At 30.5% G+C, this 17,477-nt stretch carries 16 protein-coding genes; 9 read left to right on the top strand and 7 right to left on the bottom strand.

Features of this window, described 5'->3' with window-relative positions:
- Positions 1-89: 89 nt before the first annotated feature.
- Positions 90-491, bottom strand: coding sequence for an HIT family protein (locus ACZ5SO_RS09235; RefSeq protein WP_464624153.1), 402 nt, complete (start codon positions 489-491; stop codon positions 90-92).
- A 197-nt stretch (positions 492-688) separates the two neighbouring features.
- Between ACZ5SO_RS09235 and ACZ5SO_RS09230 the strand changes: the two genes are divergently transcribed.
- Positions 689-2,086, top strand: a complete 1,398-nt coding sequence (locus tag ACZ5SO_RS09230; protein WP_464624152.1) for an MATE family efflux transporter — start codon at positions 689-691, stop codon at positions 2,084-2,086.
- On the opposite strand, the gene ACZ5SO_RS09225 is transcribed toward ACZ5SO_RS09230, so the two are convergent.
- A complete protein-coding gene (locus ACZ5SO_RS09225; protein WP_464624151.1) occupies positions 2,083-2,955 on the bottom strand; it encodes a DMT family transporter in 873 nt (290 codons plus the stop codon). The two genes, ACZ5SO_RS09230 and ACZ5SO_RS09225, sit on opposite strands and share 4 nt — an antisense overlap.
- A gap of 511 nt (positions 2,956-3,466) precedes the next feature.
- Here ACZ5SO_RS09225 and fusA point away from each other — a divergent pair.
- Both fusA and ACZ5SO_RS09215 read left to right on the top strand, forming a co-directional pair.
- Positions 3,467-5,575 carry an elongation factor G gene (gene fusA / locus ACZ5SO_RS09220; RefSeq protein ID WP_464624150.1) on the top strand — a complete coding sequence of 703 codons (2,109 nt, stop codon included), beginning with the start codon at positions 3,467-3,469 and terminating at the stop codon, positions 5,573-5,575.
- 192 nt (positions 5,576-5,767) lie between these two features.
- Complete coding sequence (locus ACZ5SO_RS09215) at positions 5,768-6,475, top strand: hypothetical protein (protein ID WP_464624149.1); 708 nt, start codon at positions 5,768-5,770, stop codon at positions 6,473-6,475.
- 75 nt (positions 6,476-6,550) lie between these two features.
- Here ACZ5SO_RS09215 and ispF read toward each other — a convergent pair whose 3' ends face one another.
- Genes ispF through ACZ5SO_RS09200 form a run of 3 tightly spaced genes read right to left on the bottom strand, consistent with a single transcriptional unit; the run spans position 6,551 to position 8,336 of the window.
- Positions 6,551-7,033: a 2-C-methyl-D-erythritol 2,4-cyclodiphosphate synthase gene (ispF, locus tag ACZ5SO_RS09210; RefSeq protein WP_464624148.1), complete on the bottom strand. Its 483-nt coding sequence runs from the start codon at positions 7,031-7,033 to the stop codon at positions 6,551-6,553.
- Positions 7,034-7,042: 9 nt separating this feature from the next.
- Positions 7,043-7,834, bottom strand: coding sequence for an IspD/TarI family cytidylyltransferase (locus tag ACZ5SO_RS09205; RefSeq protein ID WP_464624147.1), 792 nt, complete (start codon positions 7,832-7,834; stop codon positions 7,043-7,045).
- A gap of 1 nt (position 7,835) precedes the next feature.
- Positions 7,836-8,336 (bottom strand): CarD family transcriptional regulator, encoded by a 501-nt coding sequence (locus ACZ5SO_RS09200; RefSeq protein WP_464624146.1) that lies wholly within the window; start codon positions 8,334-8,336, stop codon positions 7,836-7,838.
- 85 nt (positions 8,337-8,421) lie between these two features.
- Here ACZ5SO_RS09200 and malQ point away from each other — a divergent pair, with 85 nt between their 5' ends.
- From malQ to uvrC, 6 genes are all read left to right on the top strand, one after another.
- A complete protein-coding gene (malQ, locus tag ACZ5SO_RS09195; RefSeq protein WP_464624145.1) occupies positions 8,422-9,930 on the top strand; it encodes a 4-alpha-glucanotransferase in 1,509 nt (502 codons plus the stop codon).
- 133 nt (positions 9,931-10,063) lie between these two features.
- The gene (locus ACZ5SO_RS09190; protein ID WP_464624144.1) at positions 10,064-11,020 is read left to right on the top strand and encodes an NAD-dependent epimerase/dehydratase family protein; all 957 of its coding nucleotides are present in this window, start codon (positions 10,064-10,066) and stop codon (positions 11,018-11,020) included.
- Positions 11,013-12,197, top strand: a complete 1,185-nt coding sequence (locus ACZ5SO_RS09185) for a glycine C-acetyltransferase (RefSeq protein ID WP_464624143.1) — start codon at positions 11,013-11,015, stop codon at positions 12,195-12,197. The genes ACZ5SO_RS09190 and ACZ5SO_RS09185 overlap by 8 nt, the downstream gene beginning before the upstream one ends.
- A 215-nt stretch (positions 12,198-12,412) precedes the next feature.
- On the top strand, positions 12,413-13,132 hold the full coding sequence (locus ACZ5SO_RS09180; RefSeq protein ID WP_464624142.1) for a 16S rRNA (uracil(1498)-N(3))-methyltransferase: 720 nt from the start codon (positions 12,413-12,415) through the stop codon (positions 13,130-13,132).
- 22 nt (positions 13,133-13,154) lie between these two features.
- The gene (thyX, locus tag ACZ5SO_RS09175; RefSeq protein WP_464624141.1) at positions 13,155-13,976 is read left to right on the top strand and encodes an FAD-dependent thymidylate synthase; all 822 of its coding nucleotides are present in this window, start codon (positions 13,155-13,157) and stop codon (positions 13,974-13,976) included.
- A gap of 3 nt (positions 13,977-13,979) precedes the next feature.
- Complete coding sequence (gene uvrC / locus ACZ5SO_RS09170) at positions 13,980-15,812, top strand: excinuclease ABC subunit UvrC (protein ID WP_464624140.1); 1,833 nt, start codon at positions 13,980-13,982, stop codon at positions 15,810-15,812.
- Here uvrC and holA read toward each other — a convergent pair.
- The gene (holA, locus tag ACZ5SO_RS09165; protein ID WP_464624139.1) at positions 15,807-16,859 is read right to left on the bottom strand and encodes a DNA polymerase III subunit delta; all 1,053 of its coding nucleotides are present in this window, start codon (positions 16,857-16,859) and stop codon (positions 15,807-15,809) included. The two genes, uvrC and holA, sit on opposite strands and share 6 nt — an antisense overlap.
- Positions 16,852-17,472, bottom strand: a complete 621-nt coding sequence (locus tag ACZ5SO_RS09160) for a LexA family protein (protein WP_464624138.1) — start codon at positions 17,470-17,472, stop codon at positions 16,852-16,854. The genes holA and ACZ5SO_RS09160 overlap by 8 nt, the downstream gene beginning before the upstream one ends.
- Between the last annotated feature and the right edge of the window lie 5 nt (positions 17,473-17,477).

Below are 17,477 nucleotides of genomic sequence, written 5' to 3'. Positions count from 1 at the left end.
ATTAAAATAATTATAGCTGATATATCAAAATTATTATAAAAAAATATGTTTTTCACTTGTTCTTGATACAGCTCCTTTTAATTTAGTGATTAAAATTTTAATTTCTCACCAAATTCATTTAGCTCATCTTCTCCGTAACTTTCATGTTTTAGTTTTAAAGTAGCCCCATCATCATAGTACCTAGGAATGACATGGATATGTAGGTGAGGTATTTCTTGGTTTGCTGCTTTAGAATTGTTTATGATGATGTTAGTACCATCGCAGTTAAGTTTTTCTCTTTGTAAAGCATCAACTTTTTTTGCTATTTCCATCATATGAGATAATTCATCAGCTGGACATTGAGAAAATGTTGGATAAGGTTTTTTGTTAATAACTAAAGCATGTCCCTTATTAACGGGATTAATATCTAAAATAACAATACAGATATCATCTTCATGCAATTTAGTTGCCGGTATTTCATTATTAATTATCTTTTCAAATATAGTACTCATAATTAATTATACTACCATATTTAATATAATTTTTAAAGAATATTTGAAAAAGTTCTATTTTAATTTCCCATATAGGGACAAATAAACTTGTAGCTGTAAACTAATTATTATATATTAGCGTTTAATGTTTAATTCATTAATAAAAAATTTATTTTTTTTACATTAAAGAGAAAAAAAATAACATACAGGATGTGCTAATGCAGACTTTAGATTTGCTTAACGAAAATCAATCTGTAACAAAAACAATTCTTTTATTAGCTTGGCCCACAATTACAGAACAAATTTTGTTAACTTTTGTAAATTATATAGATACAGCTATGGTGGGCTCTCTAGGGGCAGTAGCTACAGCTTCAATCTCAATTAATTCTTCAACAATTTGGCTAGTAAATGGACTCTTGAGTTCAATAGCAGTGGGGTTCGGTGTTTTAGTTGCTAAAAATATAGGTGCTAAAAATTTTAAAAGATCTTCTTTAGCAGCTAATCAAGGGTTGTTTGCTGCTTTATTCTTAGGATTGATTATTTTTTCAATAATGCTATATATAGGACCAAAGCTCCCATATTTTTTAAAAGCAGATTTGGCAATTGTTGAAGATTCCCTAAGTTATATTAAGTGGATAACTTTTGCCTTTATTCCTCAAAGTTTAATGATAATGAGTAGTGGTATTTTTAGAGCAGCTGGGAATACTAAAACTCCCTTTATAGTAAATATTTTAAATAATATTATTAATGTATTTTTAAATTATTTTTTAATTTTTCCATCAAAAGAAATTTCTTTTTTCAACTCTCAATTTACTTTACAAAGGGCTGGTTTAGGTGTTAAAGGTGCAGCAATTGCAACGTTCATTTCCATAGCTATATCACAATTAATACTTTTAATATTATTAGTTAAAGATAAAAGATATAAGTTAGATATAAAGATTATAAATCCCTTTAAAATGAATTGGAATATAAATAAAAATGCTTCTCTTTTGGCTTTACCAAATGCTTTTGAAAGGCTTTCTTTGACAATTGGACAGATTTTTTTGACTGCAATTGTAGCAAGTTTAGGAACAAAAGCTTTAGCAGCTCATTATTTAGCTATACAAGCTGAATCGATTACATATATGCCAACTTTTGGTTTTGCTACAGCAGCGACGACCTTAGTAGCTCAAGCCTTAGGTGGAAATAAGAAAGATTTGGCTAAAAAATATGCTAAAAATTCTCTCATAATGGGAACTTTAACAATGAGTGTTGCAGGAGTTTTTCTCTACATATTCTCTTCTTCTTTAGTTGGCTTCTTCACTTTTGATAACGAAGTTATTACCTTAGGCTCAAAACTTTTAAGAATCGTCGCAATCTGTGAGCCTTTTTTTGGTTTATCTATGATGGTGTTTGGGATATTGAGAGGCTCAGGAGATACTAAAAGGCCTTTCTTTATTTCAATAATAGGAATGTGGATCGTTCGCTTGCCTTTAGCTTTTTACTTTGTTAATTATTCTACTTTTGGTTTAAACGGAGCTTGGTTTGCAATGACTCTAGATTTGATAGTTAGAGGTCTAGTTAGCTTGTTTATTTTTAAAAAAGGAAAATTCTTTGATAGAAAAAGTTTAAGCTAAATATTAGAGATTTGTTTTTCTCTTTGTTCTTTTATAAAAATAAATATTGCTGCAGATGTTATTATTACATAACCAATTAATGAGCTAAATACAAAGGTTTCATGGAATAAGAAGTATGAGTATAATGCAGCCCAAATTAGTTGGAAATAATCATATATTGAAACATCTTTAGCACTTGCAAAGTAATAAGCATAAGTTAGGCCAAATTGACCTGCTGTTGCACTTAGTCCTGCCCCTAGAAGCATAAATACTTGATAAGTTGTCATAGGTGTGTATGAATAAATCAATAGAGGAACACAAACTATTGATGAGAAAAGTGAAAAGATAAATACAATTATACTTTTATTCTCTCCTTTATTTAAACAGCTTCGAAGGAATGTATATGCTAACCCCATACATAAAGCGCCAGTAATAGCAATCAAATAATTGACTAAGGTACCATTGTTGAATGCAGGATTTGCTACAAAGTACACACCAATAAATGCAATAAATATTCCAATTATTTGATAAACTTTTGGTACTTCTTTTAAGAATAAATAGCAGAATATTATAGTAAAAAATGGTCCAAGTTTAGCAATAATTGTTACATCGCTTAATAAAAGATGGTCAACTGAATAAAAATTACAAAGCATTGCAATTATTCCAAATACACATCTTGCTATTAGAGAAGGTATATTTTTCTTTTGAACCCTAACTTTTTGATGAGATTTATATAAAATAAAAGAAGCTACTATAGCTGCTATTATATTTCTAAAGAAAACTTTTTGAGTAGTGGGTAAATCCCCGCTTAATCTAATAAATACATTCATCGTGCCAAAACTAAATGAGCTAATTAATACACAAAGAATGCCTTTTGTCTTGTTATTCATTATAAATTGTCCTATTTTATGAAAAATAGTAACAAATAAAACTTTTCTTGTCTCGAGTTTTTAGTTTAATTTTTATCCCTTTTTTAATTTTTGTTTGATTAGCTTATATATGATAATTTTTATAATTTTATTAGAAGTGTTAAAGTTAAAAAAAATATACTAAAGATTATGGTAGAAAATTTAATTTAATTTGAAATTTAATACTTTTTTAATAATTTAGTATTATTGTTATTTTAGTCATAAAAATGTATAATTTATCTTGTGTTTGTTTAAAGTTAATATAAGATAAGTGCTTTTATTATAAATAAATTCAACTAATTAAAGATAATATTTACAGTATAGAAAAAAACTTAGCACAAAGGATTGAAAAAAGTTGTTGTTTGTTTTATTATCCTCACGGTGTATTAATTTATAGTAATGATATAATTTTTATTAATGCATAACAAATGTAAATAATGTTTCAGGAAAGGCCTGGGACTAAAACATATTCTATAATAAGAGGTTTTAATTTATGAGCAACCTGAATAACATGAGAAACATCGGTATTAGTGCCCACATTGACTCCGGTAAAACAACTCTTACTGAACGTATTCTTTATTACTGCAAGAAAATTCATGCAATCCATGAAGTACGTGGTAAAGATGGTGTTGGTGCAACAATGGACAGTATGGAACTTGAAAAAGAGCGTGGTATTACTATTGCATCTGCAGCAACTAACGTAACATGGAAAGATAAAGAAATAAACATTATTGATACTCCAGGTCACGTTGATTTCACAATCGAAGTTGAAAGATCTTTACGTGTTTTAGATGGCGCAATCCTTGTTCTCTGTTCTGTTGGTGGGGTACAATCACAATCTATTACTGTTGATAGACAAATGAAACGTTATAACGTACCTCGTATCGCATTTATTAACAAATGTGATAGAACTGGTGCTAACCCATACCGTGTTAAAGATCAATTAATTAATAAATTGGGCTTAAACGCAGTTATGATGCAAATCCCAATTGGTTTGGAAGATAAGCTTGAAGGTGTAGTAGACTTAGTAGAAATGAAAGCAATTTATTTCGATTCTGGTGCAGATGGCCTACAACCAAGATATGCTGAAATTCCAGAAGAATTAATTGATGAAGCAAACGAAAAAAGAGAAGAAATGTTAGATGCTATTTCTCTAGTAGATGACGACTTAATGGAAGCTATGCTAGAAGAAAACGTTACTGTTGATTTAATCAATGCTGCAGTACGTAAAGCAACTATTGCATTAAAACTTTGTCCTGTTTTTCTTGGTTCTGCTTATAAAAATAAAGGTATTCCACCTCTACTTGATGCTGTTAGTTCTTTCCTACCTAATCCAACTGAAGTTGAAAACAGAGCTTTAGATTTGGATAATGATGAAAAAGAAATTGTTTTACCTTCAGATGAATCATTAAAACCTGTTGTTCTTGCATTTAAACTAGAAGATGGACAATATGGTCAGTTAACATATATTCGTGTTTATCAAGGAAAAATTAAGAAAGGTGATGAGTTATTCAACACTAGATCAAGAAAGAAATTTAAAATTGGTCGTTTGATTAGAATGCACTCTAACGAGATGGAAGATTTACAAGAATGTGGATGCGGTGAAATTGCTGCACTATTTGGAATAGATTGTGCTTCTGGTGATACTTTCTGTCACCCAGACTTAAACTATTCTATGACATCTATGTTCGTTCCAAATCCTGTTATCTCTCTTTCAATTGAACCTGTAGACAAAAAAGCTGCTGATAACATGGCTAAGGCTTTAAATAGATTTACTAAAGAAGACCCAACTTTCAGAACTTTCGTAGACCCTGAGTCTAACCAAACCATTATTCAAGGAATGGGTGAGTTACACTTAGAAGTTTATGTTGAAAGAATGAAGAGAGAATATAAAGCTGAAGTTAAGATTGGTAAACCAGAAGTTGCATATCGTGAAACTATTTCACAAAGAGCTGAGTTTAACTATACTCACAAAAAGCAAACTGGTGGATCTGGTCAATATGCTCGTGTTGCAGGTTATATCGAACCTATCGCTCCTGCTGCTGAAGGCGAAGATCAAAAAGAATACGAATTTATTGACAAAATCAAGGGTGGTGCAATTCCAACAGAATATATCCCATCTTGTGATAAAGGTTTCCAATTGGCAATGAAGAAAGGAACTCAAGTTGGTTTCCCAATTGTTAATGTTTCTGCTTGTGTTAATGATGGTGCATGGCACCCAGTTGACTCATCTGATATGGCTTTCCAAACAGCTGCTTTATCTGCTTTCAGAGAAGCTTATGAAAGAGCAAAACCTGTTATTCTTGAGCCAATCATGAAAGTTGAAGTTACAGGACCAACAGAATTCCAAGGAAACATCTTCGGTTCTATTAACCAAAGACGTGGTATGATTATTTCATCTAGTGAAGAAGGTGTAAACTGTATTGTTGAAGCTGAAGTACCTCTTTCAGAGATGTTTGGTTATTCCACAGTATTAAGATCTTTGACTCAAGGTAAAGCAGAATTTACCATGGAATTAGCAAAATATGGTAAAGTTCCACAAAGTGTATCAACTGAGTTAAAAGAGAAATATGCAAAAAAACGTGCTGAAGAAAACAAATAAATTAGCATTAAATTAAATAATTATCGGATTTTATTGAAAAAATAAAGTCCGATATTTTTTTTTGCTATTTGGATTTATCTAAATTTTGATAGCTTTTAATTGTCGCTTTAATTTAAAAAAAACAAACATTTTTCCCCGAGTTAAACTTTTCATGATATAATTAATTATCAAGATATTTCGGAGGTAAAATACATGGAAATTCAAGAGTTAACCAAAATTAGCCCACTTCGCGTCTTTGAAGAGTCTATTGGTGGCGGCTTAGGCCGTGGTAATTTAGGTGTTCTAATATCTCGTCATGGGGTAGGAAAAACAGCCTGTCTAGTACACTTGGCAACTGATAAACTATTCAGAGGCGAACACGTAATTCACGTTTCTTTTAGTGGAAATGTTGAGCATGTTATAAATTGGTATAAGGAGGTATTCCAAGAAGTATCCGATAAACAAGGTTTAGATGGTGCAGCTACAGTATATGATGAAATATTATCAAATCGTGTAGTGATGAATTTTAGTCAAGATATGGTTTCTATTGATAAAGTCTTATCAAGTTTAGAAACATTAATTAATGCTGGTTCTTTTAAGGCAGATGCAATATTGTTTGATGGCTTTAAATTAACGACTGCGAATATTGAAGATGTGAAGAAAATAAAAGATTTTGCCTCTAGATTAAACGTTGAAGTTTGGTTTAGTGTATCCCCAGTTAGACAAGATATTAAATATGATGAATATGGTGTTCCAGAATCCATTTCACCTTATTTAGAAGTTATTGATGTTCTAGTTGGTTTAAAGATGAATGAGAAAGGTGACAGAGTAAGAATGACTCTAGTTAAAGAACATGACAAAGTATCGGAAAAACCTCTTGAGGTTTGCTTAGATCCTAAAACCATGTTAATTTCCAAATAATATATTGATGAGTCCTCCCTTTATGGAGGACTTTTTCTTATATTAAAAAGCTGCTAGATTTTCTAGTAGCTTTTTTTAAACCCATAACTCTTTAATTTCTTCAACTAAGATTACAGCTTGGGCTATGATAGCATCACCAGAGCCTAATTCACCTAGAATATTTTCTGAAGTTTTAGCTTTTATTGAAATTAGGGAAGGATCGATAGAGAGTAATCGAGAAAGATTGTTTTTAATTTTCTGTTTATATTCTTTTAATTTTGGGGTTTGTAAAATAATGGTACAATCTAAGTTGATAATTTGAATGGGATAAAGTTTTAATGTCTCTTTTAAAAGCACTTCGCTGCTGATATCTTTAAATTTTTCATCAGTATCACTAAAATGTGCCCCAATATCATCAGCACCACAAGAGCCTAAAATTGCATCAATGATGGCATGTAATAAAACATCACCATCACTGTGAGATATTTCACCTTTATCATTCGGAATTTTTATACCACCGATAATAAGATCTCTATTTTTCCCTAACTTATGTAAATCAAAACCTTGTCCAATTCTCACAAATATCCCTTACCTTATTTTATTGATGTATGATCGAAATTCTTTGTCTTTAAAGTATTTTTTTTCACCTTCAGATTTTGCTTCAATATATTCTTTAATTTGTTTTTCGGCATTTGGAATATCATTTAGGAAAGTTATTTTTGTATTTTTAATATCCCCAACACAAACTCCAACACCTAAATTAAAATCGCTATATATTTCAGTATCATCTGTATATACCTTATCTTCATCTGCATTTTGATGAGCAAGATAAATTTCTGGAAAATGAAAAACTTGAGGTGTTTGTACAGAAAATACTTTTGTTCTATCTATATGACGAGAAATAGTACCATTTTGATCAATTTCTTTAATTGAATCAGTAATAGGCACTGCTGGAGCACAACCTCCGTATACTTTTGCTGTGGCGAGAGTTCTAATGATTAATTCAGGTGTTACAAAACATCTAGCCCCATCATGTATTGCAACGAAATCAATAGGTAAGTCTAAAGTTTTCAACATAGAAAGAGCGTTTTTTACACTTTCTTGACGTGTCTTACCCCCATCACTTAGAATCAAAGGTACAGGACATCTATCTCCTAATTCCTCGAGTGCAACTAAACATTCTGTTTTAGAGTCTTTAGGAGTAGTTACAATAATAGCTTTGATGCCAGGAACAGCTAAAAATGGGGCAACCGAATTGTATAAAACGGTATGCTCATTAATTTTTAAGTATTCTTTTTTTACACCTGCATCATTACCATTGTTAAACCTTGAACTATTACCAGCTGCAGTAATTATAGCGCAAAAATTTGGAATGGACATGTTATTCTAATTTACTGAAGATAAGCATTTGAATCTCATCTTTTTCTTTATCTAGAGAATAGGCAGCTTCATCAATTAGTATTCTAAGCGCACTATCATATAATCTTCTCTCTTGAACTGGAAGTTCTTTGACTTTAGACCTATGGTAAAGAGTTTGGACCACTGTCGCAATTGAAGTAATTGATCCTTCTTTTAGAAGATCAACATTCATTTGATAGCGTGCCTTCCAATCTACTGGTGGCTGTTTGTAATCTTTAGAAATAGAATTGATAGCTTCTAAAGCCTCTTTTTTTTGTACAATGCCTCTAATACCCATCTCTGCTGATTTAGCAACAGGTATCATGACAGTCATATCTGAAATGTCTAAGTAAATAACATAGTAAAGAGTAGGCTTGCCTCTGAAATTTCTTTCTTCAATTCTTTTAACTATACCAACCCCTTGTAAAGGGTATACTACGTGTTCACCGACTATAAATTGTGTATCGTTTTTATTTGCACTCATAACTTTTGTATTATACTCTATTTTTTATTATAATACAACAAGGTTGGAATAGCCAAAAGTTGTAATTTTTATTAGACTTGCTCTTATGAAAAGTGAAATTAGAAATTGTGGAGTACTATTACATCCAACATCTTTGCCTTCTAGGCATGGCATCGGAAGTTTAGGTGATAAAGCTATAGAGTTTATTGATTTATTAGTAGAAATGAAAATCACATTATGGCAAATATTACCTTTAGGACCTACCGGATATGGGGATTCTCCATACGCTTCGAGAAGTACTTTTGCAGGTAATGAACTATTAATAGATTTAAACGAACTAGCCTATGCTGGATATCTTGAATTAACAGATGTTTTTAATGATCCATTTGAAATAACAGATAGAATTGATTATAACTTAGTAAGATCTTTTAAAGAGCCTTTACTTAGAAAAGCAGCTAATAACTTACTTAATTCTAAAGATAAAAAAGCTTTTAAAAGTTTTTGTAAAGAAAATGCTTATTGGCTAGATGATTATGCACTCTATAGTGTTTTAGTTGAGGAATATAATGACTCAAGATGGTATGTAGCTTGGCCTGAAGAGATAAAAAAAAGAGATAAAAAAACTATTTTAGAATTAAAGAAAAAATTTAAGGATAAAATAGAAATAGTTAAAGCTATTCAATATTTCTTTTTTACTCAATGGCATAAAGTAAAATCATATGCTAATGAAAAAGACATTAAAATAATAGGAGACATTCCAATATTTGTTGCAGGCGATAGTGTTGATGCATGGACTCATGTTGAACTATTTAAGATGGACGAAAATTATCAACAACTATTTTCAGCTGGAGTTCCGCCTGATGCTTTCAGTGATGAAGGCCAATTATGGGGAAATCCAGTTTATGATTGGAATAAACATGAAGAAACTGAATTTAATTGGTGGGTACAAAGGATAAAAGCAACTCTAGATATGTGTGATATTATTAGAATTGATCACTTTAGAGGTTTAGAATCATATTGGGAAGTTCCTAGCAGTGAAAAAACAGCTTTAAATGGGAAATGGGTAAAAGCCCCTGGTCAAAAATTGTTAGATCAGTTAAAAAAAGAATTTCATGATTTACCTTTAATCGCTGAAGACCTAGGTGTAATTACTGATGAAGTTGAAGAGTTAAGAGATAATAATAATTTACCAGGTATGAAAATTATTCAATTTGCATTTGGTTTTAAAGATGGTAAGTTTGATTCAACTAATGCTTATTTGCCTCATCATTGTACTTATAATAGTGTTGTCTACAGTGGTACACATGACAATGATACTACTAGGGGTTGGTTTAATAAGTTAAGTGAAGGTGAAAAAGATATAGTCAGAAGATATTTTGAAAGTAGTAACGAAGAAATTGTTTGGAAATTAATTCGTAGTATGCTCTTTTCAAATAGTAAATGGGCTATTTTACCTATGCAAGATATTTTAGAACTTGATACAGAGAGTCGAATGAATACTCCATCTACTTGTGGATCTTCAAACTGGAGTTGGCGATTGACGAGTCTAGATATAGAAGAGTGGAGAAAAAGTAGATTAAGTTATACGATAGAAATGTGTGATAGATTTAGATAAATAATATTAAGACTTGAGTGATAAGCTCAAGTCTTTTTCTTAATCAATGTTTCACTTAAAAAATTCTTGCTATGTTGTAAAAGTTTGATATAATGAACTTGTGTTTAGTATATAAAACAAAGTGAGGTTAGAAGTGAAACAAATCTTAATTACGGGAGCCTTAGGGCAATTGGGAAGTGAAATTGCCTTAGCCCTAAGAACTATATATTCGAATGAGAATGTTGTATTAGTAGATATCAGAGATGATGTTAATAAAGATCTTATTGCTAATGGTCCCTTCTACATAGCTGATTGTAGAGATGGAGAAACTTTATCAAAAATTATAGAGAAACATAAAATAGATACAATTATACATTTAGCAGCAATCTTATCAGCTAAAGGAGAGTTAAATCCAACTCATGCATGGGATATAAACATAAATGGATTAACCACAATTTTAGAATTAGCTAAAGAATATAATTGTAGCTTATTTACTCCATCATCTATTGGAGCTTTTGGTTCTTCAACACCTAAAGATAACACTCCACAATTTACAATTCAAAGACCTTCTTGCATTTATGGAATTACTAAAGTTGCTGGAGAATTACTTTGCGATTATTATTTTAACAAGTATAATGTAGATACTAGAGGAGTCAGATTTCCCGGTTTAATAAGTTATTTGACACCTCCAGGTGGTGGAACTACTGATTATGCTATTGAGATATTTTATGAAGCAATCAAACACAAGAAATATGTATGTCCTTTGAAAGCAGATACATACATGGATATGCTTTATATTGGAGATGCAGTAGATGCAGTTATAAAATTAATGAATGCTGATCCATCAAAGTTAAAACACAGAAATGCTTATAACATTACTGCTATGAGTTTTTCTCCAGCAGAAATAGCTAGAGAAATCAAAAAGCATATACCTTCATTTGAAATAGTATATGATGTAGATCCAGTTAAACAAAAAATAGCTGATTCTTGGCCCAATAAATTAGATGATAGTGAAGCTAGAGAGCAGTGGGGATTTAATCCATCTTACGATTTAGAGAAGATGGTTGAAAAAATGTTAGAAGAAATTTCAAGGAGGTTAAGTAATGATTAAGAATATTGAAAAAGAACTAAATGAATATTTAGACGGTTTAAAAAGTAAAGGCTTGTATAAAAGTGAGAGAATTTTAAACACTCCACAAAGAGGTGAGATTGAAGTAAATAATGGTAAAAAAGTCATTAATTTTTGTGCTAATAATTACTTAGGACTAAGTGATAATAAAGAAGTCATTGAAGCAAGTAAAAAAGCTTTAGATAGATGGGGCTATGGACTTTCTTCTGTTCGTTTTATCTGTGGAACTCAACAAATTCACAAACAATTAGAAAATAAAGTTAGTGAATTTCTACATACTGATGATACTATTTTATTCTCATCTTGTTTTGATGCAAATGGGGCTTTGTTTGAACCTTTGTTAAAAGATGAGGATGCAATAATTAGTGATGAATTAAACCATGCATCAATTATTGATGGCGTTAGACTTTGTAAGGCAAAACGATTTAGATATAAACATAGTGATATGAAAGATTTAGAGAGATGCCTTATTGAAAGCAAGGATTGCAGACGCCGTCTAATTGCAACTGATGGAGTATTTTCTATGGATGGAGATATTGCTAAGCTAAAAGATATAGTTGCTCTTGCTAATAAATATGAAGCTATTGTTATGGTAGATGATTCACATGCTACAGGTTATATTGGAACTACTGGCCGGGGAACCCCTGAATACTGTGGTGTTGAAGTTGATTTGATTTCTACTACTTTTGGAAAAGCTTTAGGTGGTGCTAGTGGTGGATGTATTTCAGGAAAACAATGTCTAATTGATTTGTTTAGACAACATGCTAGACCTTATTTATTTTCAAACACTTTAGCTCCTGCTATAGCTGGTGGAACTCTTAAAGTCTTTGAATTAATAGAAAAAGAAAATCCCTTTAGAACAAAAACTTTAGAAAATGCTAAATATTTTAGAGAAAAAATGGAAGCAGCAGGCTTTGATTTAGTTAAAGGTGATACTGCTATTGTTCCTGTTATGCTATACGATGAGGTTACAGCAGTAAAAATGGCTGAAAAGTTATTGGATGAAGGCGTCTATGTAATTGGTTTCTGCTATCCTGTTGTTCCTTTAAATAAAGCTAGGATTAGAGTACAATTATCAGCTGTTCATACCAAGGACCATTTAGATAAAGCTATTGCAGCTTTCACTAAAATTGGTAAAGAGATGAATATTATCAAATAACATAATTAATACTAATATTTTTTAGCTACTAAGATTTCTTAGTAGCTAAATTGTTATTTAGCCCAATTAATTTTTTTTATAATATTTTAAATACATATACCTTCTGAGTTATTAAAAGACCCAAATCTTCTTCTTTTTTAAAATTTATATTTATTTTTCTAAAAAGGGTATCTTTCTTGAGGTTAATATAAAAATTATGTATTATTCTTTCAGTTATGAATATTATATTATTTGACAATTTAGAAGAAATTAATAGTATCTCTATAAAAGATGATAGAGCTAGACACATTAAAAAAATCTTAAAATTAAAAGTTGGAGACTCTTTTTCAGCAGGAATAATTAATTCCGTTCGAGGAGAAGCTACTATAATAGATATAAATGATGAAAATCTAGTTTTTTCATTTAAAGGAGATTATTCTTCTCAAGAAACCTTACATCCACTTACTCTAATAATGGCTTTTGTTAGACCAATTTGTATGAAAAGGATTTTAAGGGAAGCTGTATCTTTAGGGGTGGAGAAAATTATTTTATCTGGGGCTGATTTAACAGAAAAGTCCTATGCTAAAGCAAATTTTTATGTTAAAGAAGAGTACAAGAAAGTATTAATTGTTGGGGCAATGCAAGCAGCTCAAACCACTATAAGTGAAGTTGTGATAGTAAAAAACATTCAAGATGCTATAAGAGAAATTGATAATTCATATGATAAGTTACTATTAGATAATGTTTTAAAAGGAAAGAGTTTAAGCGAGTATAACCCAACAAAAAATAAAAGTGTTATCGCAATAGGACCTGAGAGGGGATTTTCTCAAAGAGAGAGAAATATATTTGTAGCAAATGGATTTAGCTCTTATACTATAGGTAAGAGAGTTTTGAGAAGTGAGACAGCATCTTGTGCTGCAATAGCTTTAACACTATCAAGGATGAATTTGATTTAAATTAATTAATTAGGAGAAAGAAATGGCACATTGTGTAGTAGAGGAAGCTGAAAAAATACTAGATAAAGAATATAAAGTTTTAGATAAGGGCTTTGTACGTTTAGTAGATTACTGTGGAAGCGATAGTAGAATAGTTCAAGCTGCAAGAATTTCTTATGGTGATGGAACAAAAAGTTATAGAGAAGATAAGGGATTAATCAATTATCTAATGAGAAACGACCATTCATCTCCTTTTGAACAAGTAAATTTTACTTTCCATGTTAAAATGCCTATCTTCGTTGCAAGACAATGGATTAGACACAGAACAGGTAAAGTTAATGAAATTTCAGGTAGATACAGTGTTATGAGTGATGAATGTTATAGACCTGATTATTCTCATATAAATCAACAAAGTTTAGATAATAAACAAGGTAGAAAAGCTGAATGTGTTGATAAAGAAACTGCTGATAAGGTATTAGCAAAGTTTGAAGAAGACAAAAAAGTTATTTTTGAAAATTATCATCAGCTATTAGATCTTGGAATTGCAAGAGAACTTGCAAGAATTGATTTGCCTCTTTCTTTATATACTCAATGGTATTGGCAGATGGATTTAAGAAATCTTTTCCATTTCTTAGAACTAAGATTAGATAGTCATGCTCAATATGAAATTAGAGCTTATGCTCAACAAATTCTAGAAATAATAGAGAAAGTATGTCCAATTGCTGTTGATGCTTTTAAAAATCATATTTTAGGTTCCGTGACATTGTCAAAAAAAGAAAGAGAAGCTCTTTCTCTTATTCTAGAAGGTAAAGAGAATCCACTTAAAGGCAGAGCTAAAGCTATATTCGAGGAAAAGTTGTTATAAGTTATGGATAATGAGATAGATTCAGAGGTAACTTCATTAGGCGATAGTGTTAAAGAAGAATTTCTAAGCCCGCACGATCAAGCTAAATCTTTACCCCACAAAAGTGGGGTATATCTCATGCTCGATAAAAATAAAAAGGTAATTTATGTTGGAAAAGCAAAAGATTTAAAAAAAAGGGTTACAAGCTATTTTTTATCTAATCGAGATGCTAAAACAGCAGCCTTAGTGAAAAAAATTAAAGTAATAGAACATATCATTACAGGTAATGAATATGAGGCTTTAGTTTTAGAAAATACTTTAATTAAAAAATATAATCCACATTATAATATCGATTTGAAGGATGGTAAAAGCTATCCTGTAATTAGAATTACTAATGAAGATTTTCCAAAAGTTTTTAAGACTAGAAGAATAATTAAAGATGGTTCATCTTATTATGGACCCTTTCCAGGTGTTGCAAGCCTTCAGGTTTATCTTGATTTAATAGAAAAAATGTACCCTTTAAGAAAATGTGGGATCCCATTAAAAAAGAGAAAAACTCCTTGTTTATATTATCACATTGGTCGATGTAAAGCTCCTTGTTGTAATAAGATATCAAAAGAAGAATATGCAAAAGATGTAGCTGCTGTAAAAAAATTATTATCTGGAGATAATGATAAATTGATAAGTCAAACACAAAAAGAAATGTTGGCTTTTTCTAAAGAATTGAATTTTGAAAAAGCAGCAGAAAAAAGAGATCTTTTGAATGCTTTATTAACTATTAATTCTAATCAACAAGCCATGGATTTTAATCAAGAAAAGAGAGATTATGCTGCTATTGAAATGAGAGGCCCTTTATATACAATTAGTATAATGCAAATGAGAGATGGAGCTTTAATGGGTAGAGCTTTATATAGAGGAACAACTTTGGGTGATGAAACTGATTCTCTTTTAGCTTTTTTAATTAGATATTATTCCGATGGGTTAAAACTTCCTACACAACTATATATTTCTCACGATATTAATCTAGAGTATGTTTCAAAATATTTTAAAGAAGAATTAGATGTTGATATTAAAGTTGATGTACCATATGAAGGAAAGCATTATAGAATTTTGAAGATGGCAAGTGAGAATGCGTCTAGAGATGTTGAAAAAAGACTTAGGAATAAGGATAATACAAGAGCTCTTGAAGAATTACAAAAAGTTTTAGATCTTCCAGCTTTGCCAACTTTAATTGAAGGTTTTGATATAGCCCAACTTTCTGGTAAATATACAGTAGCTTCTTTAATATCTTTTAGAAATGGAAATCCAGATAAAGCAAATTATCGAAGATTTAATATTAAATCTCTTGAAGGTAAAATTGATGATTTTGAAGCAATGCGTGAAGCTGCAGCTAGAAGATATTCAAGAGTATTAAATGATAATCTAGAAAGGCCTTCGCTTATCTTAATTGATGGTGGTAAAGGCCAGGTTAACGCTGTTAGTGAAATTTTAGAAGATTTAGGCCTTAGCGAAATTCCAGTAGTTGGCTTAGCTAAAAGATTTGAAGAGATTGTATTTAATGATGATAGAGAGCCTTTAAGATTAGAAGAAGATTCTTTAGCTTTACAGACTTTAATTGCCGTAAGAGATGAATGCCATAGATTTGCAACTACAGCTAACCAAAACCTTAGAAGTAAAGAAGTTGCATTTAAGTTATTAGAAGATATAAAAGGGATTGGTAAAGATAGGTCTAAAAAACTTATGAAGACTTTTGGTAGTGTAGATGAAATTTTAAAACGAAGTCCTGAGGATATAGCAAAAGAAGGGAAAGTCCCTCTATCAGTTGCAAAACGTTTGAAAGAAAAACTTTCTCTATAGTTTGTTTTTTAAAGAAGGAGTTTCTAACTTTAGAGACTTCTTTCCTTTTTTTACAATAATATTATATAAAAGTTGTTCAATTTCTAATTTTAAAAAGTCACCAGTATTTGTCCTAATTTTTACATCGCTATCAATTAATAATGAAATAATTCTTCTACAATCTTGTGTTTTGTAGTTAGCAATAGCCTTATTATATAGAGCTACTTCATCTTTTCGATAAACAGCTTTTTTAACTCCTAAAACAGTTGCGTTTTGCATTGCTTGATAGCTAGAATTTCCCATGTCTATGCTTTCTAAGATACTTAAGAGTCTTCTAAAGCCCCAAAGTAGCCCACCTGTTAAGGTGAAAGCAAAAGTTGGATCTCTATCTAATAATACATGGACAATTTCAATAGATTCTTTTAATTTGGCGTTAAGAATCATTTCTAATAGTGTAAAAGAATTTTCATTTTTACTGTGATGAACATATTTTTGTATAGCAATTTCGTCAATAATATCACTTTGATTTTTATTAACATTAAAGAAAAAGGCGAGTTGATTACAAATTATTTTTAACTCTAAAGTATTATTATCTACTAATTCTAATAAAAGTGTTATTGCTTCTTTTGTAATTTGTAAATTATTGCTTCTAAAAAAATTAATGACATAATTATTTAAATCATTTTCGCTTAACGGGTAAAAAGATACTGTATTTGCTTTATTAATTGCTGATGATATTTTTGTACAGGGACTTTTTAGACTAAATAGCTCACTTTCAAGTATTAAAGTCGCACTGTCGCTAGGCGAGTTAATATAATCTAATAAATTATTAACTTGAGTTGAGTTAAGTTGATCTATAGCATAAAGAACTATTAAGGTATGAGAGGTAAATAATCCTGGATTATTTAACTCAACATACATTTCATTTTCGTCAAACTCAAAACTATAATATTTTTTAAATTCGACATTATTATCATATTTCTTTAATAAAGAAGAATATTCTTTTTTTATGGCTTCTTCTTTTGTTCCAGTTTCAGGTCCTAAAAATAATTTTATATTATTATTCACTACGTTTCCTATATTGTCGTGTCAATAAAGCAAGGGTTCCTGCAATTTGAAGTTGAGTAGTGTATATAGGATGATATGAACTATTTGCAGGTAGTAAAGTGACTCTATCTTCGCCACTTTGATAATATTTTAGTGTTAACCCAATTTCAGGAATGTCGGCTAAGACAATATCTCCATCATTAGCAACTTTGCATTTTTTAATAATTGCTAAATCACCAAAATATATACCAGCATCATCCATAGAATCATCAGTTACAATAATTGCAAAAAACTCATCTTTTGGTGAACAAGTTATCATAGATACAGAACAAGAAATTGTATAATCAGGAACTTTTGATAAACTTCCAGACTCATTTGTGCTATAAACAGGAATTTCTAACATATCCTGAAAAGGGACAAACCTAGGGTCAATAATTTCAATTGATCTAGAGATTCCTTGTGTTGTTTTGATAATGTTTTTGCTTTCTAAGGCTCTTACATGGTCATGAGCAGCCTTAACTGAAAAATTAAAGTAATTGCTAATATCTCTTACAGATGGACTGTAACGATATTCTCGCATATAATCTCTAATATACTGTGCAACTTGAATTTGTCTGTCCGTTAGTTTTTTCATAATCA

This window comes from Pleomorphochaeta naphthae (genome assembly GCF_055396005.1).
The sequence above is the reverse complement of the archived record's forward strand: the minus strand, read 5'-3'. Positions and strand labels throughout refer to the sequence as shown.